The organism is Flavobacterium resistens, from assembly GCF_900182645.1.
Taxonomy (GTDB): domain Bacteria; phylum Bacteroidota; class Bacteroidia; order Flavobacteriales; family Flavobacteriaceae; genus Flavobacterium; species Flavobacterium resistens.
The window spans coordinates 202,153-227,570 of record NZ_FXTA01000002.1; the positions used below are offsets into that span (position 1 = coordinate 202,153).

21 protein-coding genes and 2 tRNA genes are annotated in these 25,418 nt (G+C 32.6%); 18 read left to right on the forward strand and 5 right to left on the reverse strand.

Annotated features, from left to right (window positions below; all coding sequences use genetic code 11):
* Positions 1-23 precede the first annotated feature (23 nt).
* The 6 genes from FN795_RS07015 (at position 24) to FN795_RS07040 (ending at position 6,785) form a co-directional block, all read left to right on the forward strand.
* A complete protein-coding gene (locus FN795_RS07015) occupies positions 24-848 on the forward strand; it encodes a hypothetical protein (RefSeq protein ID WP_142449984.1) in 825 nt (274 codons plus the stop codon).
* Positions 849-922: 74 nt separating this feature from the next.
* Complete coding sequence (locus tag FN795_RS07020) at positions 923-2,323, forward strand: DUF2252 domain-containing protein (RefSeq protein WP_142449985.1); 1,401 nt, start codon at positions 923-925, stop codon at positions 2,321-2,323.
* Between the two features lie 280 nt (positions 2,324-2,603).
* Positions 2,604-3,185 carry a DUF4136 domain-containing protein gene (locus tag FN795_RS07025; protein WP_142449986.1) on the forward strand — a complete coding sequence of 194 codons (582 nt, stop codon included), beginning with the start codon at positions 2,604-2,606 and terminating at the stop codon, positions 3,183-3,185.
* Between the two features lie 553 nt (positions 3,186-3,738).
* Complete coding sequence (locus tag FN795_RS21535) at positions 3,739-4,509, forward strand: helix-turn-helix domain-containing protein (protein WP_244289951.1); 771 nt, start codon at positions 3,739-3,741, stop codon at positions 4,507-4,509.
* Positions 4,510-4,583: 74 nt separating this feature from the next.
* Positions 4,584-5,561, forward strand: a complete 978-nt coding sequence (locus FN795_RS07035) for a SphA family protein (protein WP_142449987.1) — start codon at positions 4,584-4,586, stop codon at positions 5,559-5,561.
* Positions 5,562-5,597: 36 nt separating this feature from the next.
* On the forward strand, positions 5,598-6,785 hold the full coding sequence (locus tag FN795_RS07040; RefSeq protein ID WP_244289952.1) for a BamA/TamA family outer membrane protein: 1,188 nt from the start codon (positions 5,598-5,600) through the stop codon (positions 6,783-6,785).
* A gap of 152 nt (positions 6,786-6,937) precedes the next feature.
* Here the strand turns inward: FN795_RS07040 and FN795_RS07045 are convergent, their stop codons facing one another.
* Together FN795_RS07045 and FN795_RS07050 are read right to left on the reverse strand one after the other, a co-directional pair.
* On the reverse strand, positions 6,938-7,798 hold the full coding sequence (locus FN795_RS07045) for a CPBP family intramembrane glutamic endopeptidase (protein WP_142449988.1): 861 nt from the start codon (positions 7,796-7,798) through the stop codon (positions 6,938-6,940).
* Positions 7,799-7,875: 77 nt separating this feature from the next.
* The gene (locus tag FN795_RS07050; protein WP_142449989.1) at positions 7,876-8,760 is read right to left on the reverse strand and encodes an AraC family transcriptional regulator; all 885 of its coding nucleotides are present in this window, start codon (positions 8,758-8,760) and stop codon (positions 7,876-7,878) included.
* A gap of 201 nt (positions 8,761-8,961) precedes the next feature.
* Here FN795_RS07050 and FN795_RS07055 point away from each other — a divergent pair, with 201 nt between their 5' ends.
* The gene (locus FN795_RS07055) at positions 8,962-10,158 is read left to right on the forward strand and encodes a C1 family peptidase (RefSeq protein WP_142449990.1); all 1,197 of its coding nucleotides are present in this window, start codon (positions 8,962-8,964) and stop codon (positions 10,156-10,158) included.
* A gap of 198 nt (positions 10,159-10,356) precedes the next feature.
* Positions 10,357-11,049, forward strand: coding sequence for a hypothetical protein (locus tag FN795_RS07060; RefSeq protein WP_142449991.1), 693 nt, complete (start codon positions 10,357-10,359; stop codon positions 11,047-11,049).
* An 84-nt stretch (positions 11,050-11,133) separates the two neighbouring features.
* Here the strand turns inward: FN795_RS07060 and FN795_RS07065 are convergent.
* From FN795_RS07065 to rseP, 3 genes are all read right to left on the reverse strand, one after another.
* Positions 11,134-11,207 (reverse strand) — tRNA-Asn (locus FN795_RS07065).
* Positions 11,208-11,245: 38 nt separating this feature from the next.
* Positions 11,246-11,319: transfer RNA gene (locus FN795_RS07070), tRNA-Asn, on the reverse strand.
* 86 nt (positions 11,320-11,405) lie between these two features.
* Positions 11,406-12,746, reverse strand: a complete 1,341-nt coding sequence (gene rseP / locus FN795_RS07075) for an RIP metalloprotease RseP (RefSeq protein ID WP_142449992.1) — start codon at positions 12,744-12,746, stop codon at positions 11,406-11,408.
* 337 nt (positions 12,747-13,083) lie between these two features.
* Here rseP and FN795_RS07080 point away from each other — a divergent pair, with 337 nt between their 5' ends.
* From FN795_RS07080 to FN795_RS07125, 10 genes are all read left to right on the forward strand, one after another.
* Positions 13,084-13,377: a hypothetical protein gene (locus FN795_RS07080; protein WP_244289953.1), complete on the forward strand. Its 294-nt coding sequence runs from the start codon at positions 13,084-13,086 to the stop codon at positions 13,375-13,377.
* Positions 13,378-13,442: 65 nt separating this feature from the next.
* Positions 13,443-13,580 (forward strand): class IIb bacteriocin, lactobin A/cerein 7B family, encoded by a 138-nt coding sequence (locus FN795_RS07085; protein WP_142449993.1) that lies wholly within the window; start codon positions 13,443-13,445, stop codon positions 13,578-13,580.
* Between the two features lie 25 nt (positions 13,581-13,605).
* Positions 13,606-13,761, forward strand: coding sequence for a class IIb bacteriocin, lactobin A/cerein 7B family (locus tag FN795_RS07090; protein ID WP_142449994.1), 156 nt, complete (start codon positions 13,606-13,608; stop codon positions 13,759-13,761).
* A 44-nt stretch (positions 13,762-13,805) separates the two neighbouring features.
* Positions 13,806-14,396 (forward strand): hypothetical protein, encoded by a 591-nt coding sequence (locus FN795_RS07095; RefSeq protein WP_142449995.1) that lies wholly within the window; start codon positions 13,806-13,808, stop codon positions 14,394-14,396.
* A gap of 893 nt (positions 14,397-15,289) precedes the next feature.
* Positions 15,290-16,426, forward strand: coding sequence for an HlyD family secretion protein (locus FN795_RS07100; RefSeq protein WP_142449996.1), 1,137 nt, complete (start codon positions 15,290-15,292; stop codon positions 16,424-16,426).
* Positions 16,427-16,433: 7 nt separating this feature from the next.
* On the forward strand, positions 16,434-18,584 hold the full coding sequence (locus FN795_RS07105) for a peptidase domain-containing ABC transporter (RefSeq protein ID WP_142449997.1): 2,151 nt from the start codon (positions 16,434-16,436) through the stop codon (positions 18,582-18,584).
* Positions 18,585-18,699: 115 nt separating this feature from the next.
* Positions 18,700-19,770: an NADH:flavin oxidoreductase/NADH oxidase gene (locus FN795_RS07110; RefSeq protein WP_142449998.1), complete on the forward strand. Its 1,071-nt coding sequence runs from the start codon at positions 18,700-18,702 to the stop codon at positions 19,768-19,770.
* A gap of 112 nt (positions 19,771-19,882) precedes the next feature.
* Positions 19,883-20,923: a Gfo/Idh/MocA family oxidoreductase gene (locus FN795_RS07115; protein WP_142449999.1), complete on the forward strand. Its 1,041-nt coding sequence runs from the start codon at positions 19,883-19,885 to the stop codon at positions 20,921-20,923.
* A gap of 259 nt (positions 20,924-21,182) precedes the next feature.
* On the forward strand, positions 21,183-22,400 hold the full coding sequence (locus FN795_RS07120) for an MFS transporter (RefSeq protein ID WP_142450000.1): 1,218 nt from the start codon (positions 21,183-21,185) through the stop codon (positions 22,398-22,400).
* A 200-nt stretch (positions 22,401-22,600) separates the two neighbouring features.
* Entirely contained in the window at positions 22,601-25,417 is a 2,817-nt protein-coding gene (locus FN795_RS07125; protein ID WP_142450001.1) for a peptidase associated domain and porin domain-containing protein, read from the forward strand.
* Position 25,418: the final 1 nt, after the last annotated feature.

A 25,418-nucleotide genomic window follows, 5' to 3' on the forward strand; every position in this document is an offset into this window, starting at 1 on the left:
TATAAATCTTAAAAAGAATTATTATGAACCAATTTAGAATATATGCCACTGCAAAATTTTTGTTCAGTATGTTTTTAATTCTTTTAAATTTTTCAGCATTCGCGCAAGAAGAAAAAGCAGGAGCAAGCGCTCAGGAACTCGCCGATAAAATGGCAAATCCGGTTGCAAGTTTAATTAGTGTCCCGCTACAAAATAATCTTACTTATGGAATTGGTCCTTATAATGGATCAAAATATCAGATCAATATACAGCCCGTTGTTCCTTTTAAATTAAGTGAAAATTTAAATTTAATTACTCGTTATATTCTTCCCGTTGTAGATCAGCAGGATGTTACTGGAGAAAACACACATGAGTTTGGTTTAAGTGATGCAACAGTAACAGCCTTTTTTGCTCCTAAAACTAAAGGAATTATTTTAGGAGTTGGTCCAGCTTTTTTAGTGCCAACTGCCACAGAAAAATTTTTAGGGACAGAAAAATTCGGAATTGGACCAAGCGTTTTAGTAATGCATCAAGGAAAAGGACTTTCTATAGGTTTTTTAGCCAATCAAATTTGGTCTGTTGCAGGAAACGCTGACAGAGCAGATTTTAATCAATTTTACACACAATTATTTCTGACACATAGTTATAAAAGTGGTGCAAGTTTGGGTATCACTTCAGAAATTACGCAAAACTGGCAAGGAAATACAACTCTTATTACCGTTAGTCCAAATGTTGGAGCAATTACAAAATTAGGAGGTCAGACTATGCAATTTGCTGTTATGCCTTTAATTCCAGTTGTCGGTCATTCAAGCATAAGACCAGATTGGGGATTAAGAGCCGTTGTTGCATTTATATTTCCAGGTAAATAATATTTCTAAGTTTCTTTCAACAAGCTGAAACTTCAAAAGAAAAAATCAGAATTGAGTTTAGATAAATCATTCTCATGACAGAAAAATCAACAGATAGTGGCGAAAGTTTTTTTGATCGATTAGCGTCAAAAGCTGAACGTTATGATAATGGCGCAGCGATCAGAAAAGAAGTGCCTCGTTCTTCTCATCAAGAATGGAATCCATCTGAAGATCGTCAAGATCCTGTGGATATTTTGATTGAAACAAGTATTGGCAGACTTGAAAGTTTATTGCCCATTCGATATCGAAGAATGATTGAATCGCCTTTTGCTTTTTACAGAGGAGCTGCAGCAATTATGGCAGCCGATTTAGCAAATACACCAAACACAGGAATACAGTTGCAGCTTTGCGGAGATTGTCATTTAATGAATTTTGGCGGTTTCGCAACTCCTGAACGCAAATTGGTTTTTGATATTAACGATTTTGATGAAACATTTCCCGGTCCATGGGAATGGGATGTAAAAAGACTCGCAACAAGTTTTGCAATTGCGGGAAAGTGGCGAAAATTTTCTGCTAAAGATTGTAAAGCATTTGCCTGGCATGTTGCCGACAGTTATAAAAGACATATGCTCGATTACAGTAAATTATCGGCACTTCAAATTTGGTATGCTGATATTGATCTGGCAGAACTTATTGATTTGGGGAAAGATGAAGAATTAAAAGAATTTCAGCAGAAACGAATAAAAAAAGCGGCGGAATCTATTGCTCACGAAAAAGAGTTTGCAAAAATGACCTATTTAGATGGAGTTCGGGCCAGAATAAAAGATGATCCTCCATTGATTTATCATACTTCGGGAACTGAAGCAAGTTACACATTCAGAGAAGCGAAGCAGGTGCATAAACGATACATAGAATCGCTTCCGGAAGACAAACAAGTTTTGTTGAGTAGATACACTATACATGATTTTGCCATAAAAGTAGTAGGCGTGGGAAGTGTTGGAACACTCTGTGGCATAAGTTTATTAATGTCGGCTACCGGAGAGCCAATTTTTTTGCAGTTTAAAGAAGCCAGAAAAAGTGTATTAGAAGCAAATGTAAAAAACAAAGGGAAATATCCTCATCAGGGAGAACGAATTGTAATGGGACAAAAATTAATGCAGTCAGCGCCAGATATGTTTTTAGGATGGACAAATGATGATAAAGGCAAATATTTTTATATCCGTCAGCTTCGTGATGCCAAGATAAAGCCAGTTATAGAAATAATGAAATCCGAAAACATGGAAGATTACGCCAAAGCCTGCGGATGGGCACTTGCAAGAGCACATGCAAGATCTGGTGATCCGTCGCTTTTGTCTGGATATATGGGAAATAATAATGAATTTGCGAATGCTATTTCTAAGTTTTCAATGTCATATGCACATCAAAATGAATTGGATTATAATAAAATGGTCGAAGCCATAAAAGAAGGAAGATTGCCCATTTCAGCAGAAATGTAATTCGCACGCATGTTGTCGCTCAGATTTAAAAAAGATTTGTAAGAATCAAAACTTAGATTTTAGATGAAATCATCAAATATAATAAGTAAGATTTTTTGCAATAAAGTATGTTAATTAAAGAAAATAACATATCTTTAGGCTATGTTAAGATGTTGTTTAATAGTTGTTTGAGTTAATTTAACAACCATTTTACATTATATTAACGCCCCAAAGATTTTACATGATTTTAATAAAGCATTCGAGTTAAACTAATTTAATTATTAATTTAAATATCAGAACAATGAATATTAAAAGAACAAATCTTCGCCTAATTCCGTTAATATTATTGGGATTGTTTTACAGTTGTTCACCTACTGTAAAAGTTACCACAGATTACGATCATTCTGCTAATTTCAGCCAATACAAAACTTTTACGGTTTATGACTTAAAAGCTCAGGAAGGTCAAGTAAATCAGCTTAATGCAGATCGTGTTGCAAAAGCAATTCGTGCCGAAATGACCGCTAAAGGATTTGTAGAATCAAATGATAATCCAGATTTAAAAGTCAATGCGGTTTCTATATTAAAAAACAAAACCCAGGTTACTGCCGATACTAATTTTTATGGTTATGGAGGAATGTATCGTCCATACGGATATTGGGGCGGTGGTGCTATGATGGGTGGCGGTACAACAACATTTAATTCATATGATTATGTTGATGGTTCGCTTGTAATTGATATTGTATCTTCAAAAACACAAAAACTGCTTTGGCAAGGAATCGGTAATGCCCAAATCGACAGCAAACCAGATAATCCGGAAGAATTTATTGCAGGTGCAATTAAAAAAATACTAGAAGGCTTTCCCCCAGGTCTCGCTAAAAAATAAGCTTTTAAATTTATTTTATAAAGACAATTATACTTATCTGGAAACAGATAAGTGTTAGTCTTTATGAGTTATGGTACACAACTTTCTTTTAAAATTCATTTTTAAGAAAGAGCAATTATTAATTATAAAAAACTAATATATGCTGGATATAGTACTTTCTCTTTTCTTTTTTATGGCTACAATGGTCGGTTTTGCAACATCATTTATGGTGCTGTTTTCTAAAAGAAATTACTCAAAGAGCTTTTTTTTAGGACTGTTCTTATTTAGCCTTGCTGTTGTCAGTATATATAATTTTTACTTGTCGGCAAATGTCCTTAATTTTTTTCCTGATCTGTTTATGATCACGAAATCTTTTATGTTTTTAGTAGCGCCCAGTGCTTTTTTGTATGTCCGAAATCTATTGTTTACAGATCGTATATTCCAAAAATATGACTGGCTTCATTTCTTGCCTTTTCTGGTTTATTTTAGTTTAACGTTTTGTGTTTGGATTGGTAATTTGGTTAATTTCCCGTTGGCACAAAGTTTTTCCCCTAAAATTCAAAGCCCATTTTCAATGTTGAGTTTGTCTATTTGGCTGCTTTATGCATTTTGCCAAACGATGATGGTTTTGAATTATGATTTAGAAAAATTCAAAAAAAATCATTTTAACAGAATAAAAGTTTTAAGCTGGATACGAGTTTATAATTTGGTGATTTTGTTTATGTTTTCGGCACTTTTTGTGCATTATTTTTTAGTCAGTAGCGTTTATACTGTCGATTTGTCTTGTTATATACTGATTTCATTTGTACTTGTTTTTACAGTAGGTTGGCTTTATTTTAAGCCACAAATATTCTATGATATAAATACAAATGAAGTCAATGATGATTTTCAAATCGTTGAAGAGAAACTGCTCGTGATACAAGAAAACGAATCAAAAAACACATTGCCAATTGTTAAAGATCTTACGGTTGAAAAGAAACAGCAATATTTGATGCAATTGGAGGAAATTTTTGCCTCACGAGAACTTTTTCTGAAAAAGGATTTGGTAATAAGGGATATTGCTGATGAAACAGGAATATCTGTACATCATCTTTCCAATTTAATTAATTCTGAATTTAATCTGCATTTTCAAGATTATGTAAACTTGAAAAGAATAGAATATTTCAAAGAAAAAATTAATGACCCAGAATGGAAAGATCTTTCTCTCGAAGGAATGGCTTGGGGTTCTGGTTTTAAATCAAGAACAACCTGTTTTAGAGCTTTTCTTAAACACACCGGAAAATCGCCGTCAGAATATTTTAAAGTTGTCAGAATGAATCCGGAAAAGCGCATACATATTATCTAAAATAATATTCAAACTGATGACAAGTCGTTGATAAACATGATTATCAAGTCTCATTAATTTTAAATGCAAGAACAATGAAAACGGAATTAAATCGACATAATCAAATCAAAAAATCAGTTGTTTTATCTTTAATAATATTGATGCATTTTTCAGGTTATGCACAGCTTAAAGGAGGTCATATTCTTGGATCTTCCGGACTACAATCGGGAACTCAGGCTCCAGAAAACATGCTTACAGTATATGTGCCTGGATATTTTTACGAAGCAGGTTCTCTAAGAAATGCCGATGGAGACAAATCCATTGCAAATCCAGATATTAATATGTTTTTAACTGGTGTAGGCGCAAATTATGTGAGCGATTTTAAAATTCTTGGCGCAAATTATGGCGCAACTCTTTTGGTTGCTTTTGCATCAAATGCCATTCAGGGAAGTTATGTGGATTCAAAAAGTTCTTTTGCTTTTACTGATATGCTCGTACAGCCCATTCAATTAGGGTGGCATCATAAAAGAGCAGATTTTGTTTTTAGTTATCAATTGTATCTTCCTACAGGAAAATATGAGTTGGGTGGAAGTAACAACAGCGGATTAGGAATGTTTATGAATGAATTTTCGGGAGGAACGACTTTGTTTTTTAATGACAAAAAAACAACTCATTTCTCGATTTTGGCCGCTTATGAACTCAACGGCAGAAAGAAAGATACCGATATAAAAACAGGTGACATTTTAAGTATCGAAGGAGGTTTGGGCAAAACTTTTTATATGATGAATGCCGAGAAAACTGCTCCAACTGGAATTTTGAATGCAGGATTAATCTATTATCTACAATATAAAGTATCAAATGATGAAATACCGGTTGGTACACTGCTTCTGGAGCCACACAAAGACAGAGTTGGAGCTTTAGGTGCTGAGGTGAATTATTTTCATATTGGATGCAAAACTACAGCTGGACTGCGATGGGTTTCTGAAATTGGAGCTGTAAACAGGTTTCAGGGAAATACATTTTTCTTAACACTGGCACATGTATTCAGTTTTCAAAAAGAACAACCTAAATAATCAATTTCCTATTTACAGGAAGAAACATATTCTGCAATGAAAAAAAAGCGTCCTTTTGATCGAAAATGTATTTGGAAGACCAGATTAATTATTGTCTTGTTTCTCTTGTCTTACACAGGAATGACTTCACAAACAACAACATCGGAACCTAAAAATATGCGCTATAGAGATTCTCTTGATGGAGCTATCGATTTAAGCAATTTTTTAATTTATGCAAATGGTTTTCTAGTAATTCCAGCCATTATATCTGAACCGGCTTTAGGAGGATTTGGAGGTGCTTTGGCTCCAATTTTTCTTAAAAAACACAACCCAGTAATCGATGAAGACGGTAAAAAACGTTTTATAAATCCGGATATAACCGGAGGATTCGGAATGTACACAGCAAATAACAGCTGGATGGGAGGAGCATTTCGTTCTGCAACTTTAATAAAACCAAAAATATTATATCGTGTTGGAGCAGCGTACGGAGATATAAATCTGTCCTTTTATGCCAATAATCTTCCCGGAAATGACCAGGAATTTAAATTGAATTTTAGATCAACGGTTTTTTATACACAATGGCTAAAGCAATTTAACAATGAAAAATGGAGCGCCGGACCGCAATATTTGTTTTTAAATTCAAAAATAAATCTGCCCGACTTAAATCTTCCGCCTCCGTTTGTTAAACCGGGCGATATTAAAAGTACGGTAAGTCAGTTAGGAGCAGCGCTTCAATTTGACGGACGTGACAATATATTTACACCAGATAAAGGAATACGAATTCAGTCAGATTTTTTCTGGTCAGATAAAGGACTAGGAAGTGATTATAATTTCTGGCGTATTAATTTGTCTGCAATAGGCTATTATCCAATAACGGATAAATTAATTGGCGGACTTAGGATTGAAGGGGAGCAGGCGTTGGGAAGTCCGCCTTTTTATCTTAAACCGGGAATTAATTTAAGAGGAATTCCGGCAGCCAGATATATGGGAAACACCAGTATTGTAAACGAACTTGAGTTTCGCTGGGATCTGTATCGAAGATGGAGTTTGATGGGATTTGGTGGCCTTGCAAGTGCATTTGATAATTGGGATAAAGCATTTCAAAAACCTGTCGTTTATAGTTACGGAACAGGTTTTAGATATTTAATCGCCCGAAAATTTAAACTTCGAATGGGAATTGATGTTGCAAAAGGAAATGAAGATTGGGCTTATTATATTGTTTTTGGAAGCAATTGGATGAGGTAGTTTTTTTAGTGAAAAGTGAAAAGTGAAAAGTGAAAAGTGAAAAGTGAAAAGTGAAAAGTGAATAGTAAAAAGTGAATAGTAAAAAGTGAATAGTAAATTATAAAAAGTAAATAGTGAAACTCCCGACAATAACTGTCGGGAGTTTGTTTTTTTTATTTCTTCCAATAAGGTCTAATGATTTTGTTTTCTTTTCGACTTAAAGCTAATAGTACAAATGCTCCTACTGCACAGAATAAAATAGCCTGAATAGATCCTTCGGGACCAAATTCTCCTCCGGTAATGAATTCTGGGCCTTGTATTTTAGCATTTAATAAACTATTTGTTTTTTCGTTTCCAGATGTTATCGCACCATAAATTCCAGATTGAGTAAAATTCCAAGCAAAATGCAAGGCTATTGGAAACCATAAATTACGGCTGTAAATAAAGGCGGCTCCAAGCATAAAACCTGCCATAGTTATGCATATTGCCGAAATCAAAGTCCCATGAGGATTTGCTAAATGAAAAATGCCAAACAGTACTGAAGATATGATAAGAGAAATATAACTTCCCAGTTTTTCTTCTACAATTCTTAAGATAATTCCACGTACTAATATTTCTTCAATAATAGCTACAGTAAACATAATGGTAAAAGGAATCAAAATGAATGAAATTGGGTTAATGCTCACAACATTGTAGCTTCCGTTTAGGTATATCACTAAGATAGTGAGAGATTGCAAAGTAAAACCAATGAGAGTGCCAAGAATAAGATTTTTTGCAAGTCTTTTTGTAGAAAATTCTTCGATTGCTCTCTTGTCATATTTTTTAAAGAAAAGAATGTAACTGAAAATGCATAAAGCAGAAACAAAAAGCCCTTTTAAAAGGTTTCGGTAATCTTTTTCAAGTGCTGTTAAGGCCAGTAATTTTACAGCAATTTGTTGACTAATAATAACAACTGCCATAAAAGTAAGTAAGGCAAGAATGATTTTTGTTATTGGAGAATTAAACGTTTTTTGTTTTAAAGTAAGCGTTTCCATTTGATTGTATTTAATGATTTATGATGAGACAAAAATATCCCGAATCAAAACCAAAAAATAGAATGAAATTTGCCTCTTTATAATTTTTGAAACTGTTTAGGCAGAAATCCGGTTTGTGTTTTAAAAGTCCGTATAAAATGGCTTTGATCTGCAAATCCGCATTCTAAAGCGATTTCAGTCAAATTGATTTCATTGGATTGTATCAGCGAAAGCGAACGATTGATTTTAATACGACGCATATATTCGCCCAAAGTGCATCCAAAATATTTAGGAAAATGTTTTGAAATTGTAATAGGGTTGAGGTTTAAAACCAATGCTAAATCCTGCAGATTTGGATTTTCATTCCAACAATCGTTTAATAATTCATTTAAACTTTTTACCCAAAACGGACTTTTTTCAAATCGATCCAAATGAGTATTAGCAACAGTTAATTGAGAAAACAGCATCTTAATTGTATCGGCAGAAAAAGTATCGGCAGTAAGTGTTTCCTTAAAAATCTTTAAAATTAAAAACTTGGTAAAAGCTTCATTTTGAATTGATTTTTCTATAACAGCTTCAGAAATTTGAAGTTCTTTGAGCAGATTTTCTTCAATTTCGATATTGATGTTTCGGGAAGGAAAAAGTGTATTTTGGTTTAAATGCAATTCGTCGCTGTGATAAAATAATAGCGATCCTGGACCGACCGTTTCGCTGAAATTTTTCCTTTTCTCCGTCGTGCCTCCTTTTAAAAAAAGCGTTATATGAGCGTTATTGTGCGAATGCCAGCCTTCATAAACTTTATTTTGATACTCCGTTTCAACAACTGCAATTCCCTCTTGAGTATTGAAGATGTTTTTGGTATTGCCTAAATAAGTTTCTTTTTCCAGTTCGTACATGTCCGGTTTTGATATGGCATTTTCAAGAACTAAAATACTATTTATTTGTAAATAATAGCGAGTATTTTGAAAGTCTATTTTGGACAAAAATTTTCTAATTTTCTAATTGCCAAATTTTCTAATTTAAAAAAAAATCTGATTGTATAATTTGTAAGATTTAAACGCATAATAAAAATATTGTATAAACATTAACTGTTAAATAATAGTTTTTTTACCAATTATTTAATTTTTTTGTAACAAAAATATAATACGGGCTACTAATTAGTCAACTATTTAAATCCTTTGATTATGTATAAAAATACAATGAAATCAGTTTTTGCTGCATCTGCATTTTTTGTTGCTGTAGGCGGCTGTTTTGCGCAAGACATTTTGGTAAACTCATTAAAGTTGAATGCAAGTGATAAAAGTAAAGAGAACTTTAAATTCACTGAAGTAGTTAACTTAGGAACAACATCAGTAAAATCTCAGGGATCTTCTGGAACTTGCTGGAGTTATTCAACTAACTCATTTTTAGAATCAGAAATGATTCGTTTAGGAAAACAGCCAGTAGAATTGTCTCAGGTTTTTTCTGCAAGAAATGTGTATGTTGACAAAGGCGTAAATTATGTTCGTATGCACGGAGCAATCACTTTAGGTGATGGAGGAGCTTTGCACGATGTAATTAATATGTATAAAAAATACGGAACTGTTCCGAGAGAAGTTTACACAGGATTAAACTACGGAACAGACAAAAATAAATTTGCTGAAATGGCAGCTCTTATTGAAGGAGTTCTTGTAGCGGTTGTTAAAAATCCAAATGGAGAATTGACTCCAAACTGGCAAAAAGCATACGCAGCAGTTATTGATTCTTATTTAGGAAAAGCGCCGGATAACTTTACTTACAAAGGGAAAAACTATACACCGCAGTCTTTTGCTAAAGAAGTAGTAGGAATTAATCCAGATGAATATATTGAAATGTCTTCATTTACAACTTCTCCTTATTACCAAAAAACAACAATGATGGTGCCAGACAACTGGTCATTAGATCAGGTTTACAATGTAAAAGTTAATGATATGACGGATGTTATTGACAATGCATTGAAAAAAGGATATACTGTAGCTTGGGCAACTGACGTAAGTGAGAAAAGCTTTAGCTGGAAAAATGGTGTGGCGTATGTACCAACAAAGAAATTTGATGACATGACAGCTGAAGAAAAAGCAGACATGTTCAACGGACCAAAAGCAGAACCAGAAATTACTCCAGAAATGCGTCAGGCTGCGTTTGATAATTACACAACAACAGACGACCACGGAATGCATATTATTGGTCTTGCAAAAGATCAAACTGGAAAAGAATATTATATCGTAAAAAATTCTTGGGGAGAAACAAACGACTACAAAGGTTTCTTGTTTGTAACTAAAAATTTCGTGAAATATAAAACTACTGCATTGTTAGTAAACAAAGGCGGAATTCCTGCTGAGATTGCTAAGAAATTAGGGGTTTAATTTTATTCCGATTTAAAAATAGAAAAAGCGCTGCAAGAAATTGTGGCGCTTTTTTTTATGATGTTTTGCTTCGTTAAGTGCTTAAAAACCGTACTTAAACGTCTTTTAAGGTTGTTTACGGGTTAAATAAACATAAAAAAAGAAGTATGATTACCTTTACTATAGTTTTTTGAAATAAACAACTTAATCAAAATTATCATGAAAAATTATGCAGAAATTTTTGTGGCAATTGTGTGTGTTGTTCCTTTTAGCTGTTTTGCGCAAAAAGCAGTTTCAAAAGCCCCTGTTATTGCATCGGCTGGAAGTACACATTTACAATCAGACAAGAAATCAGATAATGATCTTGTTATAGAAGCTTACTATGTTGAAGAAACAATAAATATGACCTTTGGAAGAAGAGTTACAAAATACGAAGTTTCAAAACTAGATATGGTAAATACTTATGATCTTGGTCCAAATAACACTAGAACTGTAACTCCAATTTACAGAAAACCCAAATTGAAACAAACTGAAGTACCTCTAATGGCAAAAGTAGTCATTGATATTCCTGATGAAAAGGTAGAGCCAGTAAAAGTGGCAGTAGCACGCCCTACTGAAGCGCCAAAATATATAGATATTGATATTTCAAAAACCTACACAAAAGTGGTTGATAAAGGTTATAAAAACACCGATATGCTTAAAAAAGTAGCCGACAAATCCTATTTTGAAGGCGACATGGAATCGGCAGCTAAATATTATGGTGAATTGATAGAAGTAGGTAAAAATCTAGATCCAATTTATTACTATCGCTGCGCTGAATCATTAAAAGCCATTAACAAGCCAGAAAAAGCAAATGAAATGATGGTTTTATTTGAAAGTAAAAATCTAGCGAATAAAGTAGCGAAACAATAAAAATGCAGAGAGAATGAAGGAGTGAACTTTACTTTGATATAAAACAAAAAAAAGACGATCAATTTGATCGTCTTTTTTTTTAAGCTCCCCCTCTTGGGCTCGAACCAAGGACCCTCTGATTAACAGTCAGATGCTCTAACCAACTGAGCTAAGGAGGAATCACCTTAAAGGTAAATATGTTTGCTAAAAAAAGTTGCTCCCCCTCTTGGGCTCGAACCAAGGACCCTCTGATTAACAGTCAGATGCTCTAACCAACTGAGCTAAGGAGGAAAGTGTTGCTCTTTTTAGCGAGTGCAAATATAATCGAATTTTTAGTTTCTCAAAAATATTTTAACTCTTTTTATTCATTTTTTTTTCTACTTCATAATTGCCTTATAAATATCGTTTCCGTTTGCGAACAAAAGCAGCGCTATAAGTAGTACGAAGCCAACCATTTGGGCGTTTTCAAGGAATTTATCGCTTGGTTTTTTGCCACTAACAATTTCATATAATAAAAACATCACATGACCTCCATCAAGAGCCGGAATTGGCAATAAATTCATAACTCCAAGCATAATTGATAAAATAGCGGTAATATTCCAGAAAGCTTCCCAGCTCCAAGAACTCGGAAAAATGTTATAAATCGCAGCAAAACCACCAACTTGTTTATAAGCTTTAGTTTCTGGATTAAAAATCATTTTTAATTGTTTTCCGTAACCTATTAAACGATCTTTACCTTTCGCAAGTCCAACAGGAATAGATTCCAGAAAAGTATATTCTTTCGTACTAACTTTGTAGTATCCTAATTTTTCTAATGATTTGATGTCTAAACCACCAGCAACGACACCTAAAGTTCCTTTTGCAGAAACCTTAACCGTAATTGGAGTTTGTTTTAAATCACGTAAAACAACAGCTTGAATTGTTTTTCCTTTATTTGCGCTTAAAATTGCTTTAACCTGATCATAATATTTTGCTTCTTGTCCATTTAATGTAACAAGTAGATCTTTTGGTTTAAGCGAAGTATTTTGCGAATCATCTTGTATGCTTCCAATAACAAAAGGCATTCGAGTATCAATTAAAAAACCTTTTTCATGTTTAGATAACTGATCAACAAAATCAGTTGGCATTTTGATGGTTTTCTGTTGTCCGTTGCTCTCAATTAAAATTTCTTTTGCCATGATGACCTTCATGTTGGTGTCATCATCAAAGTTTTCAATTTTTTGACCATCAATAGAGATAATTTTATCTCCTGTTTTTATTCCAATTTTTTCCATTACAGGATTGGTTATCCATACACCATCTTTCAAATCAGAATTTGCAATATAAGTATCGCCATAAACAAAAGCCATTCCTATATATATAATAAAAGCCAGGATAAAGTTTACCGTAACACCACCAAGCATAATAATCAAACGCTGCCAAGCTGGTTTAGAACGAAATTCCCATGGTTGAGGTGGCAAAGCCATTTGTTCTTTGTCCATACTTTCGTCGATCATTCCCGAGATTTTCACATAACCTCCCAGCGGAAGCCATCCAATTCCGTATTCTGTTTCGCCGATTTTCTTTTTTAATAGAGAATATTTAACATCAAAAAATAAGTAAAATTTTTCGACTCTGGTTTTGAATAATTTAGCAGGGATAAAATGCCCCAATTCGTGAAGAATAATAAGTAAAGATAAACTCAATAGAAATTGAGAGAGTTTGATAACTATATCCATTTTATAATTTTAGTTCGTATTTAACGCACAAAAGTAACGTTTTAAAATTTAATTTAAGCCCGCAATATAATACTTAAGGTTTTAAATGTTTGTTAATAATTGTGCTTAGTTCTACTTATTAGTAAATCATTTGTATAAATCGTTACAATTGTCTTATCCTGATATTTTTAAAACTTTTTTATCTCTTCAATCTTGATGCTTTCTTTTTAATTTCATGTTTGTTGTAAAACGATGTTTTTATTAGGAATTAATATAAGTTGTTGCAAATCCTTTAAAACTATCACATCCCATTAACCTTTATGATGAAACTATGAATTTTGTTAAACAAATTGAAAGGATGAAAAGAATACATAAATTAATTGTTTCTGAAAACACAGGAGCTCCAAGTGTTTTTGCAAGAAAATTAAGTTTGAGTCGAAGCCAACTTTATAATGAACTGGAAGTTATTAAGGAATTGGATGCTCCTATAAAATATTGCAAAAAAAGAGAAACCTTTTTCTATGAAACTTCTTTTGAGTTAATATTAAATTATTCGTTTAAAACGATTAAAGATGATGAATCTAAAGAAATTTTTGGAGGCTCAAACTTCTGTCCAATTTTATTAGACGGAACTATGATAAGTTTGTTATAACGAAAACGTTCTCGAGAAAATGATTTTGTTGAAATTTATTAATTAACAATTTAAATTTTAAAATTATGAATTTAGAAGAATTGAATTTAGTTGAGCTTAATTCACAGGAACAACAGGAGGTTGAAGGTGGATTTTTACCCCTTTTAGCGGTAGGAGCACTATTGTTATTAACAAGTTGTGTTCCTTGTCCGGCAGATAAATAAATTAATAATCGTAAAAAATAATAAAATGAATTTAGAAAATTTAAATGTTGTGGAGCTTAATTCTTCAGAGGTAGAAGAAATTGAAGGTGGATTTTTGCCCCTTCTTGTTGTTGGAGCATGCTTACTTTTAGGTGGTTGCGCTGCTTATAAACCAACGGTTGATCCAGCACAAGATCGTTAGTAATTTTGAGGGATTTAAACATCCCTCAATTATATAATTCTATTATGAATGCGAAAACAATATTAATTTGTATTTTGATTTTTATTTCTAGAGTAGTTGACTTGTATACAACACTGTTGGCAGCACAATTTTCTATGAAAAATTTTCATAATGAAGAACAAAATTTAATTGTAAAAATAACTTCAATGAGTATGAAAACATTTTTTATTATGGAAATAATTTTAGCAGGTTTAGTAATAGGATGCTATTTGTTATATTTAAAAAACAGGAATTTATTTGCAATAAAGGCTTTCAATTTAAAGCAATACATAAACATGTATTTTTTTAATAAAACGACTACTGAAATAAAAGATTGGCTTACTTATGTTAACTTAAAAAAAACACTTGTTTTATTTGGTTCTTGTGTGCCGATTTATATAGTAACAACAAGTATTTTGTTTTCATTGAATAACTATTGGGTAAGTTTGTATAAAGAAAATAATCAGACAGCAATCAAATATTATTTGTCATTAAATAAATATTATTTTTTTGACTTTATAATTTTTGTTTTTCCTATAATACTAATAATGCTTTTGTTGATACATAAGTTGTATAATGAATTTGAGAATAACAATATATCAAAAATGGTCTATTGAAGTTAAGACGTTTTATTTCAAAAATAAAAAGCATTGTACAGAGATTCGACAATATCAACTTATATTGCTTGTACTTCTCTTAAATTTTAAAATAATTATGTATTGCAGACTTTTTAGATTTTCTTTATGTAAAGGATTTAATGAAAATTATAGTTTTTACTAAAAAAAAGTTTTATTTGTTATTGCAAGTCCTGTTATTGAAACCTCATTGTTTCAATATGGCATTATTGAGATTTTTAAAAGTATTAAAATTTCAATAAAATACTGTTGTATTTTGTCTGCTTTTGTTTTGCCTTATTTCACCTTTACAATGTCTTTTATTTTTTATGCGTTTGTATCAGGTTTGATGTTTGCATTTTGTACATCAGAGACAAGAATAATATAAATGTATTATTATATACATTTATTACACATGCTATCTATAATGGCTTTGTTTTTATAATGAGAATGTACTTTTCTTGATTGAAAAATTTGAAGTCATTTAAATTTGAAGTTTAGATTTAGATAAGATAAAAAAAATAAAAAAAATTTCGATGAAAAATAACCCTGTTGATGGAGTAAAATTTCAAAGTCTTATGTTGAAAATTATTTTTTTCATTTGTCTATGGTATATTTTTTCGAATCCGAATTCGATAAAGTTTTGGGATGATTTTGAAAGAGGTCTTTTTGGTTTGTCACCTGCAACAAAATAGTAAAATTATACAATGGAAAAAAGAAAAACTTACGCAATTCAATGTATTATTTATATAGCATTTGCAATATATATAATTGGCAAAATAAGTCATTATGTTTTTAATTAGATTGTTGTTGAATAATTCATTAATCGTTACAATAAGTTTAAAACGCGATTGTAGTGTTTCTTTTTAAAAGGGAAAATATTAGAATAAATATTTATGAATTTCACCTCAGATCCAATAAATACATTAGAAAATCTTGTCGCAAAAAATAAAGTTAAAAGCTTTTCCATTTATCTAATTATTCTTTTAGGGGTTATTATTTTTTTTGGTTTAATGCCCATAATCAAAGTCGATATTAGCAGTCAGAGCCGTGGCATAATTCGCAGTAAAACGGATAATGTCCCTATTGCAACTATCGTAAGTGGAAAGGTTGATTGGATAACGGTAAAAAATAATGCTTTTGTAAAAAAAGGAGATACGCTTTTAAAAATTTCCAAAGAAAATCTTGAAAGCGATAAAACAACTCAGGATATGTTATCGAGTTCCACTTCTTTGTTATTAGAAGATATTTCAAATCTGTTACAAAATCAAACGACAGATTTAGTCACTTCTGTAGCACGTGAAGATTTATTTAAATTTCAATCAGGAAAAAACGAACTACAAAGTAAAATTTCGCAAACGCAAATAAATTATGAACGAAACAAAATTCTTTATGATAAAGATATAATTGCACAAGCAGATTTTGAAAAATATGAATACGAATTACGCTTAAACAAACAAGCACTACAAAGTTTTGTAAGTCAGCAAAAGTCAACTTGGGAAAATCAGAAAAGAGATTTAGAAGAGCGTTTGAAAAATCTTAATGGAACAATTGCTAAAATAAAGGTTGAAGCGAATAATTATTTTGTTGTAGCGCCTATTTCTGGAACTATAGAAAACTTTTTGGGAATTCAAAAAGGATCTTATGTAAATGCCTCACAATCTATTGCAATTATTTCTTCAGCTGATAATCTTATTGTAGAAAATATTGTTTCACCAAGTGATATTGGTTTGATCAAGAAAAATCAAAAAGTAAAATTTCAGCTTGATGCTTTTAATTATAATCAATGGGGTTTTTTGGAAGGAAAAGTAATTGATATTGACCGAAATATTACAATTCAAGCTGAACAGACTTTTTTTAAAGTTCGATGTTCACTAGATTCTAAAACTTTAAAACTGAAATCGGGTTATAAAACTGATGTTTCAAAAGGTATGACCTTAACGACAAGATATATAATTACGCGTAGGAGTTTATTCGATTTGTTATTTGATAAAATGGATAATTGGTTAAACCCAAAACAAAATAACAGATAAAAAACCAATGGCTTCAGTAAAAATAAAACAACATGATATTAAAGATTGTGGTGCTGCTTGTTTGGCATCTATTGGAAATCATTTCAAAGTTAATTTGCCTATTGCCAGAATACGTCAATATGCAAATACAGATAAACGCGGCACAAATGTCTTGGGGATAATTGAAGCAGCTGATAAAATGGGCTTTACGGCAAAAGGTGTAAAAGGCGGTTTAGATTCTTTAGATAAAATCCCGTTACCTGCTATTGCTCATATTATTACACGAGAACAGCTTCATCATTATGTGGTAATTTATAAAATCGAGAAATCTAAAATCACGGTCATGGATCCTGGTTTTGGTAAAATGCAAACATATACTTTTGAAGATTTTCAAAAAATATGGTCAGGAGTATTAATTCTTTTTGCGCCAAATAATGATTTTAAAACTCTTAATGAGAAAACTTCACCCATAAAAAGATTTTGGAATTTAATTCAGCCACACAAAACTATTTTAATTCAGGCTTTAGTTGGGGCAATATTGTTTACAGTTTTAGGACTGGCAATGTCAATCTACATACAAAAAATAACTGATTATGTTTTGGTTGATGGAAATAGAAATCTGCTCAATTTATTGAGTGTTTCTATGATTGCAGTAATTTTTCTGCAAGCTTTTATTGGCTCGCAGAAAAGTATTTTTGTTATGAAAACGGGTCAATTAATTGATGCTAAATTAATTTTAGGCTATTATAAACATTTGCTCCATCTGCCTCAGCGCTTTTTTGATACCATGCAAATAGGAGAAATTACGTCTCGAATTAATGATGCTGTAAAAATACGTTCGTTTATAAATGAAGTTGCAATAGAAATGATTGTAAATGTTTTTATTGTCATTTTTTCATTTTCATTAATGTTCACTTATTATTGGAAATTGGCTCTGGTTATTGTTTTAGTCATTCCTTTTTATGTTTTAATTTATTTTCTGCTAAACAAATTCAATAAAAAAGTTGAAAGAAACATAATGGAAAATGCTGCCGAATTGCAAACACAATTAGTTGAAAGCATTACGCATGTTAGAACTGTAAAAGAATTTGGAATTGAAGAATTTTCAAATTTAAAAACCGAAAATAAATTTGTAAAACTATTATTTTCGACTTATAAATCAGGTCTAAATGGAGTTTTTGCAAATACTTCTACACAATGTTTGGCTTCTGCATTTACTGTGCTTTTGATGTGGATTGGTTCTGGTTATGTGATTGACAGAGCTATAACTCCAGGAGAATTATTTTCGTTTTATGCTTTAATAGGATATTTTACTTCACCAGTCGCTTCTTTAATAAATATGAATAAAACAGCGCAAAATGCACTAATTGCAGCTGACAGGTTATTTGAAATAATGGACTTGGAAAGAGAGGAAACAGAAAATAAGGTCGAATTGCAAAAAGAGAATTTAGGAGAAATAAAATTCGAGAATGTTTCCTTTCGTTACGGTTCTCGTGTAGAGGTTTTTAAAAGTTTTAGTGCAGTATTCAAAAAGAATGAAATGACAGCAATAGTTGGAGAAAGCGGTAGCGGGAAAACAACATTAATTTCACTTCTTCAAAACTTGTACCCAATAAAAGAAGGAAAAATTTTAATTGGTAAATATGACACGAAATTTATTCATTATCAAAGTTTGCGGAAAATGGTAGGAGTTATTCCGCAACAATTAAATTTATTTTCCGGAAATATTATAGACAACATTGCTTTGGGAGATTCTTTTCCAAATATTCAAAGAATTTTAGACTTATCAAAACAATTAGGTATTAATGAATTTGTAGAAAAACTGCCAAATGGTTTTGAAACTCAAATTGGAGAAAACGGAGCAATGTTTTCTGGAGGACAAAAGCAAAGAATTGCTATCGCAAGAGCACTGTATAAAAATCCTGAAATTTTATTAATGGACGAAGCGACTTCATCATTGGATAGTAATTCAGAAAAAATTGTAAAACAAGTAATAGATAATTTTAAATCACAAGGAAAAACGATAATTGTTATTGCACATCGATTAAGTACAATTGCAAATGCTGATACAATTTTGGTAATGAAAGAAGGAAATATTGTTGAATCTGGAAATCATTTGAATTTATTGGAACAAAAATCAGAATATTATAATCTGTGGAATAAACAGAATTTGCTTTAAATGTTTGTTAATTAATAAACATTTAGATTTCCTCTTTTATAAGGATACCGTAACTTTACTTTTTAAACGGCTATTGTCTTCAATTGGTAGCCTAAATCCATTAAAAGTTACAATTATGGCTTCACAATTATTTTCTCCTTTAACAATAAAAAACACCACTTTAAAAAATAGAATTGTCATTTCGCCGATGTGTCAATATTCGGCTGAAGACGGATTTGCAAACGACTGGCATTTGGTTCACTTAGGAAGCCGTGCAAGCGGAGGCGCCGGATTGATTATTCAGGAAGCAACTGCAGTTTCTCCTGAAGCCAGAATTTCTCCTGCTGATCTTGGAATTTGGAAAGACGAACATATCGAAAAACTGAAGCAAATCAATGCTTTTATTGTTTCTCAAAATTCGATCCCGGGAATTCAACTAGCGCATGCCGGACGAAAAGCAAGTGTTTCGGCTCCTTGGCTTGGCAATAAAAAATTAGATTTCGCTCAAGGCGGATGGCAAACTGTTGCGCCAAGTGCGATTCCGTATCATGAGGGCGAACCTTTTCTTCCGGAAGCTTTAGATAAAAACGGAATCCAGAAAGTGATTTCTGATTTTAAATCGGCTACAAAAAGAGTAGTTGAAGCAGGATATCAGGTTGTAGAAATTCATGCGGCGCACGGCTATTTGTTGCATCAGTTTTTGTCGCCTTTGACAAATATCAGAACCGATGAATATGGAGGAAGTTTTGAAAACCGAATCCGTTTTACACTAGAAGTTGTTGAAGCAGTTCAAACAGAATGGCCTTCAGATTTGCCTTTGTTTGTTCGAATTTCAGCAACGGATTGGGCAGAAAACGGATGGAGTCCTGAAGAATCTGTACAGCTTTCGAAAATATTAAAAGAAAAAGGAGTAGATTTAATCGATGTTTCATCTGGCGGATTGGTTTCGCATCAAAAAATTAACATTGGACCAGGTTATCAGGTTCCTTTTGCAGAAAAAGTGAAAAATGAAGCCCATATTTTGACAGGAGCCGTTGGTTTAATTACAGAAGCAAAACAAGCAGAAGAAATTTTGAATAATGGTCAAGCCGATTTAATTTTGTTTGCCAGAGAATCATTAAGAAATCCGAATTTGCCTTTGGATTTTGCGACAGCATTAAAGGATGATATTCAATGGCCAAAACAATACGAAAGAGCTAAACTTTAAATTTATCAGCCACGATCCAAGCAATAGCGAATTGGTGAAATAATTCATTGAATAATAAGTTTCATTAAAAAAATAAATTCGTGAATTCGTGGCGAAAAAAAAACATAACAACATGCAAAAAATAAAAACAGCACTATTATCATACGGAATGTCGGGGAAAGTTTTTCACGCTCCGTTTTTAGATATTCATCCCGGATTTGAATTATTAGGATCTTGGGAACGAAGCAAAAAACTTATTCAGGAAGATTATCCAGAGGTGAAAAGTTATCCCTCAATTGATGATTTATTGGCAGATGATGTCGATCTGGTAATCGTAAACACGCCAGTTGGAACGCATTACGAATATGCGAAAAAAGTACTTTTGGCTGGAAAACATGCTGTTGTCGAAAAAGCTTTCACAACAACTGTTGCAGAAGCCGAAGAGCTGACTCAAATAGCAAAAGAAAAAGGATTAAAATTAGCTGTTTTTCAAAACAGAAGATGGGACAGCGATTTTAAAACGATTCAGAAAATAATCAACGAACAAGTTTTAGGAGAATTAGTCGAAGCCGAATTCCATTTTGACAGATATAACCCATTGCTGAGTCCAAAAGCGCATAAGGAAACAGCTAATGATGGAGCCGGAGTTTTAAAAGATTTAGGCCCACATATAATAGATCAGGCGGTTTGCTTGTTTGGTTCTCCAAAATCGGTTTTTGCGGATATTCGTTACACCAGACAAAATTCTTTAGTTGATGATTGGTTTGATTTGTTATTGATTTATGAGAATGTCAGAGTGCGTTTGAAAGCAGGTTTTTTTGTGAGAGAAGCCAATCCTGCTTATACAATTCATGGCAAAAAAGGTTCGTTTTTAAAACCAAGAGGCGACGTTCAGGAAGACGAATTGAAAATTGGTAAAAAACCAAATTTAGAATCTTGGGGAACGGAACCTGAAAATCTGCAAGGCCTTTTGCATACCGAAATTGATGGGAAAATAATTCGTGAAAAAGTCCCAACATTACAAGGAAATTATTTTTCATTTTTTGACGGCGTTTACAATTCAATTATAAACGATACGACAGAACCAGTTACAGGTCAAGATGGCGTAAAAGTAATGCAGATTATCGAAGCTGCAATTGCGAGCAACGCACAGCGAACCGTAATTAATTTGTAATTTTTTTAAACACATAGAGACATAGCTTATCTAATTTAATAGAAGGCGTTTCACTTGTTAAAATTCACATAGCTATGTGTTTTTATTCAAAGTGAAACGCCTTTTACGCATCAAAAGAATCTATGTTTCTATGTGTTAAAATTAATTTGGTTTGCCAATTTATAAACAATAACGTTGTAAATAAAGGAACATTTTTCATCATAAAAGAAATACGCAGCTTTTTTGTACTTTTATAGTATAATCCCAAAATGCATCGATTTTGATAAATTTCAATCCACTAGAACTTTTTCAGACAAAAGGAAAAATCAAGAAAGTTTTTAGAGAAGCAAAAGCTTCTTATTTGAACCGAATTCGTTTTGCAGTTGGAATGTTTTATTTCGGAATGGGATTAAGTTTTGCAACTTGGGCAAGCCGAATTCCAGATATAAAAACTGCTTTACATTTAACCGAAGGCGATTTGGGTTCTATACTTTTTGCCCTGCCAATGGGACAATTGATCATTATGCCTTTTTCAGGAAAAATGGTTACCAAATTTGGAAGTCATCGCATCTTAATTTTCTCTTTAATAATGTATGTGCTGTGTTTGGTTAATTTAGGTTTGGCTACAACAGCACTACAATTATCATTAGGATTATTTTTGTTTGGTTTATTTGGAAATTTAGCAAATATCGCCGTAAACACTCAAGGCGTTTATACCGAAGTGCTTTTCAGAAAAACAATCATGTCATCGTTTCACGGAATGTGGAGTTTCGCCGGTTTTACAGGAGCTTTGGTTGGTTTAGGGATGTTGGCTTTAAATTTATCTCCATTACATCATTTTTTAATTGTAGCGGGAATTGTATTGCTGATGATTGTTTTTAATTTTAAATTTTTGGTCAAAGCCAAAGAAAAAATCAAACATAAAGGCGAAAAGAAAAAATTATTTACAAAACCAGACAGCGCTTTAATTTGGCTTGGTGTCATTGGATTTTGCAGTATGGCCAGTGAAGGCGTAATGTTCGACTGGAGTGGCGTTTATTTTAAAGATATTGTAAAAGCTCCAGGACCTTTGGTGATTTTAGGATATACTTCATTCATGATTATGATGGCAAGCGGAAGATTTTTAGGTGACGGCCTAATCAATAAATTTGGACGCGAACGTGTCATGCAAATTAGTGGTGTCATGATTTCGGGTGGACTTTTTACTGCGGTTTTTTTACCTTATTTAATTCCTTGTACAATTGCTTTTATGGCAGTTGGTTTGGGCGTTGCGACTATTGTTCCTACGGTTTATAGTATGGCAGGAAAAAACCCGACTGTTCCTCCGGGTGAAGCTTTAACTATTGTTTCAAGTGTAAGTTTTCTTGGCTTTTTGATGGGACCTCCTGTTATTGGTCACATTGCTCAGAATTTTGGGCTTCAATTCTCTTTTGCCTTTATCGGTATTTTTGGTGTGCTGATTGCTTTTATGGTTTCTAAAATTAGAACTTCAGCTTAAGTTTTCTAAAAAAATTGAGGAGTGAAGAATTTTTTTGCAGATTTTCTATTCTTTATTTAAAAAATGTAAGAATTTTATTTTACTTTTGATTTTTAAATCCTGCGCTACCAGGACTAAATTCTCTTTTCCAAAAACCAATTTTATCTTTTGAATAAGGATTGCGATCCTGAAATTATTTTCAAAAATAAATTGAAATTTTAATGGTTAAAAAATACTTCGCGTTATTTATTTTATTGGTTTTTAATTTTGCTTTTGCGCAAGAAACAGTTTTTAGAGGAATTGTTGTCGATGCTAAAACGCAAAATCCGCTTGCAAATGTTGTTGTAAGTATTCAAAATACCGCAATTACAAAACTTACTTCAAAGACTGGCCAATTTGAATTGCATTCAACTATACAAGGAGAACAATTGCTTTTGGTGCGCAGTCAAGGATGCAAAGATTTGCTTCTGAAAATTCACTCAAAATTTGGACAAATTGTATATCTCGGCACGCTTCAATTGGAAGATTTGTATTCTGATGAAACTCCAGCGGCATTAATCACATTATTAGATACTGATTTGTCTGATGATAGTAGTTCTTCAGATATGACGTCTGGACTTTTGCAGTCTTCAAAAGATGCTTTTATGCAAGCTTCAGCTTTTAATTGGGGGCAGGCCCGATTCAAGGTTCGCGGTTTAGACAGTGAAAACGGAACCATGATGCTCAACGGCATGACAATGAATAAAATTTACGATGGAAGACCACAATGGAACAATTGGGGAGGTTTGAATAATGTACTCCGAAATCAGGAATTTTCAGTTGGTGCCGCAGTTTCAAGTTATACTTTTGGAGGCGTTTTAGGAACGCAACAAATTGCGACACGAGCTTCTTTGTATCGAAAAGGAACGCAACTCACTTTTTCTGGTAGCAATACAACCTATTTGTGGCGCGCCATAGGAACTTACGCTTCAGGAATGGATATTTCTGGATGGGCTTATGTAGTGTCGGCAGGAAAAAGATGGGCTGAAGAAGGTTATTTTGACGGAACGAATTTTAACGCAGATTCCTTTTTTATTAGTGTTGAGAAAAAGTTAAATAATAAACATTCGCTCAATTTTACGGGATTTTATACGCCGAATTCTCGAGGGAAAAATTCGCCAAATACGAATGAGACAACAAGCTTAATGGGCGAAAAATACAATTCGTATTGGGGATTTCAAAATGGAAAAAAACGGAATGCAAGGGTAAAAAACATCGAAGAACCGCTGTTCATGTTGAACCATTATTTTAAAATTGATGAAAAAACGAATCTGAATTCAGGTATTATGTATCAGTTTGGAAAAGTGGGAAACAGTAATATTGATTATCAAAATGCGAATAGTCCAGATCCAGTTTATTACCGAAAAATGCCAAGTTATTTTAGTTCGCTTTATGCGAAAGATCATGGTGAATTTTCAGGAGAGTTTACTCCCGATTATGAAAATGCTGAAAAAAGCAGAATGGTATTTCTGGCAAATCCTCAAATTGATTGGAACGCAATGTACTTGGCAAATCAGAAATCAACTGAAAATGGTCACGAACCTGCTCAAAGTCATTATGTGCTTTATGAAGACCGGACAGATGATAAAACTTTTGCGGTAAATTCAACCGTAAATACTCAGATAAACTCAAACCTTTATTTTGACGGAGGCTTTGTTTATCGAAATTTAAAATCACATAATTTTCAATATTTATCGGATCTTCTTGGCGGTGAATACTTTTTAGATATTGATCCTTTTTATAAAGGGAATTTGTCGCAATCTGATTTGCAACATCCAGATCGCTTGGTCAAAGAAGGAGATGTTTATGGTTACAATTATAATCTTTTGGCCAATAGTTTAGATGCTTTTACGCAGTTTAAATTTTCTTATAATAAAAAGGAATTTTATCTGGGTCAATCTTATTCGGTGTCCAATTATCAGCGGGAAGGATTATATCAAAATGGTATTTATTCTAAAAATTCTTTAGGAAAAAGTGATAAAGTAAATTTTGAGAATTTTGGTTTTAAAGCTGGTTTTACGTATAAAATTTCAGGTAAACAATGGCTTTTTTTCAATGGTGAACATCTTACCAGAGCGCCATCTTTAAGAAATACATTTTCAAATTCACGCTTAAATAATTCGATTGTAGATGGAATTGAAAGTGAAAATATAAGCAGTGCCGAAGCAAATTATGTATATCGTTCGCCAAAACTTAAAATGCGTTTTACTGTTTACTATGCAGCAATAAAAAACACTTCAAAAACTTCTTTTTTTTATGCGGAAGGAATTTTTGATAATGGTTCAGGTCATGATGCAACAGATGGATTTGTCAGCCAGACTTTAACAAAATTAGACAAGAAAAATACAGGGACTGAACTAAGTTTTGAATACCAAATGTCTTCAACTTTAAAAGCAATTTTTGCAGCTTCCTACGGTAATTTTATTTATAGCAGCAACCCAAATGTTGTCATAACAAATGATGCTAATGCTGAAAAAAACGGTGCGCAGACTATTTTTGATTTTGAGTCAGCTTATCTTAAAAATTACAAACAGGCGGGAACGCCTCAACAGGCATATTCCTTTGGATTAGAATATCGCGATCCTAAGTTTTGGTGGCTCAGTGCTAATATAAATTACTTGGCGGACAATTATATTGATGTTTCACCAATCTCTAGGACATCTCAATTTTATATTAATCCAGTGAGCGGATTTCCTTATCCCGAAGCTACTTCTGAACGAGGTGAACAATTGCTAAAACAAGAAAAATTTAATCCATTTATGTTGTTCAATATCAGTGGGGGCAAGTCTTGGCGCATTCAAAAAAAATATATCGGCCTTTTTGCCAGCGTTAATAATGTATTGAATTTAATGTACAAAACAGGCGGTTTTGAACAGGCTCGAAATGCTAATTTCAGATCATTGAATCAAGATATTTCGAGCGGGACACCTTCATTTGGATCAAAATATTATTACGGCTACGGCCGAACTTATTTCTTAAATCTAACTATCGGATTATAAA

What these genes read in the sequence shown, in the direction of transcription:
- FN795_RS07085 (WP_142449993.1), top strand. Translation starts at nt 13,443, where the DNA reads ATGAATTTAGAAGAATTGAATTTAGTTGAGCTTAATTCACAGGAACAA.
- FN795_RS07045 (WP_142449988.1), bottom strand. Translation starts at nt 7,798, where the DNA reads ATGGAAACGCTTACTTTAAAACAAAAAACGTTTAATTCTCCAATAACA.
- FN795_RS07095 (WP_142449995.1), top strand. Translation starts at nt 13,806, where the DNA reads ATGAATGCGAAAACAATATTAATTTGTATTTTGATTTTTATTTCTAGA.
- FN795_RS07035 (WP_142449987.1), top strand. Translation starts at nt 4,584, where the DNA reads ATGAAAACGGAATTAAATCGACATAATCAAATCAAAAAATCAGTTGTT.
- FN795_RS07020 (WP_142449985.1), top strand. Translation starts at nt 923, where the DNA reads ATGACAGAAAAATCAACAGATAGTGGCGAAAGTTTTTTTGATCGATTA.
- FN795_RS21535 (WP_244289951.1), top strand. Translation starts at nt 3,739, where the DNA reads ATGTTGAGTTTGTCTATTTGGCTGCTTTATGCATTTTGCCAAACGATG.
- FN795_RS07105 (WP_142449997.1), top strand. Translation starts at nt 16,434, where the DNA reads ATGGCTTCAGTAAAAATAAAACAACATGATATTAAAGATTGTGGTGCT.
- FN795_RS07055 (WP_142449990.1), top strand. Translation starts at nt 8,962, where the DNA reads ATGTATAAAAATACAATGAAATCAGTTTTTGCTGCATCTGCATTTTTT.
- FN795_RS07110 (WP_142449998.1), top strand. Translation starts at nt 18,700, where the DNA reads ATGGCTTCACAATTATTTTCTCCTTTAACAATAAAAAACACCACTTTA.
- FN795_RS07015 (WP_142449984.1), top strand. Translation starts at nt 24, where the DNA reads ATGAACCAATTTAGAATATATGCCACTGCAAAATTTTTGTTCAGTATG.
- FN795_RS07040 (WP_244289952.1), top strand. Translation starts at nt 5,598, where the DNA reads ATGAAAAAAAAGCGTCCTTTTGATCGAAAATGTATTTGGAAGACCAGA.
- FN795_RS07115 (WP_142449999.1), top strand. Translation starts at nt 19,883, where the DNA reads ATGCAAAAAATAAAAACAGCACTATTATCATACGGAATGTCGGGGAAA.
- FN795_RS07100 (WP_142449996.1), top strand. Translation starts at nt 15,290, where the DNA reads ATGAATTTCACCTCAGATCCAATAAATACATTAGAAAATCTTGTCGCA.
- FN795_RS07080 (WP_244289953.1), top strand. Translation starts at nt 13,084, where the DNA reads ATGAAAAGAATACATAAATTAATTGTTTCTGAAAACACAGGAGCTCCA.
- FN795_RS07060 (WP_142449991.1), top strand. Translation starts at nt 10,357, where the DNA reads ATGAAAAATTATGCAGAAATTTTTGTGGCAATTGTGTGTGTTGTTCCT.
- rseP (WP_142449992.1), bottom strand. Translation starts at nt 12,746, where the DNA reads ATGGATATAGTTATCAAACTCTCTCAATTTCTATTGAGTTTATCTTTA.
- FN795_RS07090 (WP_142449994.1), top strand. Translation starts at nt 13,606, where the DNA reads ATGAATTTAGAAAATTTAAATGTTGTGGAGCTTAATTCTTCAGAGGTA.
- FN795_RS07125 (WP_142450001.1), top strand. Translation starts at nt 22,601, where the DNA reads ATGGTTAAAAAATACTTCGCGTTATTTATTTTATTGGTTTTTAATTTT.
- FN795_RS07025 (WP_142449986.1), top strand. Translation starts at nt 2,604, where the DNA reads ATGAATATTAAAAGAACAAATCTTCGCCTAATTCCGTTAATATTATTG.